This is a genomic window from Yoonia sp. R2-816 (genome assembly GCF_046762905.1).
Taxonomy (GTDB): Bacteria; Pseudomonadota; Alphaproteobacteria; order Rhodobacterales; family Rhodobacteraceae; genus Yoonia.
The window spans coordinates 1-2208 of sequence record NZ_JBKQXN010000237.1 but is presented as its reverse complement, the minus strand read 5'-3'; the positions used below and the strand labels follow the sequence as shown (position 1 = coordinate 2208).

General features: G+C 48.7%; 1 protein-coding gene. It reads right to left on the bottom strand.

Annotated features, from left to right (window positions below):
- Positions 1-231: 231 nt before the first annotated feature.
- Positions 232-1623 (bottom strand): hypothetical protein, encoded by a 1392-nt coding sequence (locus ACFWW2_RS16165; protein ID WP_393929593.1) that lies wholly within the window; start codon positions 1621-1623, stop codon positions 232-234.
- Between the last annotated feature and the right edge of the window lie 585 nt (positions 1624-2208).

The following is a 2208-nucleotide window of genomic DNA, read 5'->3' as shown; positions in this document are numbered from 1 at the left end:
GAAACGTCAAAAGAGTCCGGCTTCCACCCCGCTCCAGCGCAATAAGTCCCAAAATGGTCCAGAAATCGAAAACCCCAAAGAAAACCACCAGAAAACCTTTAAAGCTGAAAAACCAAAGACGTTTCCACACAGCCTCAGCCCTTTGCCGACATTGAATCCACGGTGCGGCTGACCGATCAGCGGACAATGCCACCGTTCGGATATGCGAACGCTGAGGCTTTACAAGCAGCGTCAACCCGTCAGCTCAACGACTACAGCGTGCCTCCAAACACGACCACTAGGTTGCGACGAGGCATCGTCGTTTGTTTGAGAGGTGGGGCGGGTAAACAAGACGACTTGAAATGGATTCATGGAGAGTTGGTCATGCAAATCCTTCTTTGCCTCGTCGTAATTGTCTGTAGGAGGATCGTAGTCCAAAACAGCGTCTTTCTTGTACAGCAGCGACGCAATACATTTTGCGACCTTGGAAGATTTGGCAGCTTTGGCCTCCGGAAGTTTCAAGTGCATTAGTGGGTTATCTTTGTCGAAGTCGAACCGAATCCGAAAGCACATTTTCATAAAATCACGGGCAGTCCGTTCTGGATCAGGAACAGACCCATCAAGCAATCCGGCCAGTTTTTCCTCAAGGCTGCCCGCCACTCCCCCACCTGAAGGTGCAAAGTGAGTCAACAAAAAAATGTCCGAGACCTGAACCAGATCGGATAAGAAGCGGATGACTTGAAGCTCCAGGTCTGGAACGTTCGCATCAATCCGTTCCTGATTCTTCATTGCATCCAGAATTGCCCAAACCGCCGACAAACCATGAAGGCGACTGCCACCAATCCAGACCGGAATTTCGTCCCAAGCAAGGCGCACGATGATTTCCGTGGTGACATCGGGAAGTGAGCGTGCGTACGCAGACAAGTCAACAATTTCGTCGCTGTGCAGACGCCTATGAAATGTCTCCGAAGACTCACCGGCAATACGCATGTCATCGTAGATGCCACCTGAATCAGCGCTCGTTCTATGAAACATCGCATCTGTAATCTTTGCTGGTTGATGGTAATAGTACTTAACGTATCCAACATAATCCCTAAGGTGTCGCTCCAGATTGTGATCGGGTCTTTGTCGTTCGATCAAAACGACCCTGGCGCCCTCATTGATCGCAAGCCCAATATTAACGATGGTTTTGAGCTCCCAATCGAAATCGGATATATCCAGTTTTCCGACAGCTTCATCAAATACAATCACACGGCAAAGGTTAGGGGTTTCAAGGAGTTGTGCGATTTCTAGATAGTTGTTCTCGTCGAGCCTGCTTATCCATATTAGCTCCAAGATCTCAAATTTCTTCATCAAGAGTGAAAAGCATTTCAAGGTTGCCGTAGTCTTTCCGCTGTTTTCGGACCCGATGACCACTAATACTTTGTTGAGTCCTGATCGCTCTCGTGCTTCATGGGATGTTGAGCCAAGAAAAATTTCAGCATCTCTAGCTAACATCATATCATGATGGCCGAATGGAATGGGATCGTCGGGACCAAACAGCAAGCATCCGTCCGGCATTGAAGGAGAACCCCTGTTGTCATGGCAGATGGCGTTCCAACTTGAATTCAGTATCTCCAAAACGCTTCTTATTACTCTTTTCATTGGCTGACCCTCAGCTCCGATGAATTCGACACCTCTAGTTACAAACGCTTGAAATTGTTGGTCGTCATACGCAGGTTGTACCGACAGCGCCGCTCAACCCAATGGTTAGGGGTCGAACAATTCTGGTCTGATCAGCCCTGTTCCGGTGAATGTATCTCAGTTTTGCAGATTATGCGATTCGTACGATGAGTTGCGACTTTGGCGGAAAGGTCCGATTTGGGCTCTAAGGTCAGCGGGCAGCCTCGAAGCTGCCGTTGGATTTGAGCGTCAGATGACGGGTCAGCGGACCTTTTAGACTTTCGCTGCGGTTGCGCCAATGGCGGCTTTGGATGATGGACTGGGTCACAAACGGTCCTTTTCGCCAATGACCTAAACGTTGTGTTCTGACCAAATTTATTAGCTAGTCTGATGTTGGGCGACCGTAGTGTAGGACAAAATGTCAGCTAACTAAAGCATTTCGATAAAAGTTTGAGTCGGCAGGATTCCCCTGAGACATGATCTGTGGTTCACCCTTTTTGGGAGGATTGATCATGCCAGCACCGTTGCCGATGGAATTGCGAGATCGTTTTGCACGATTGATTGAGG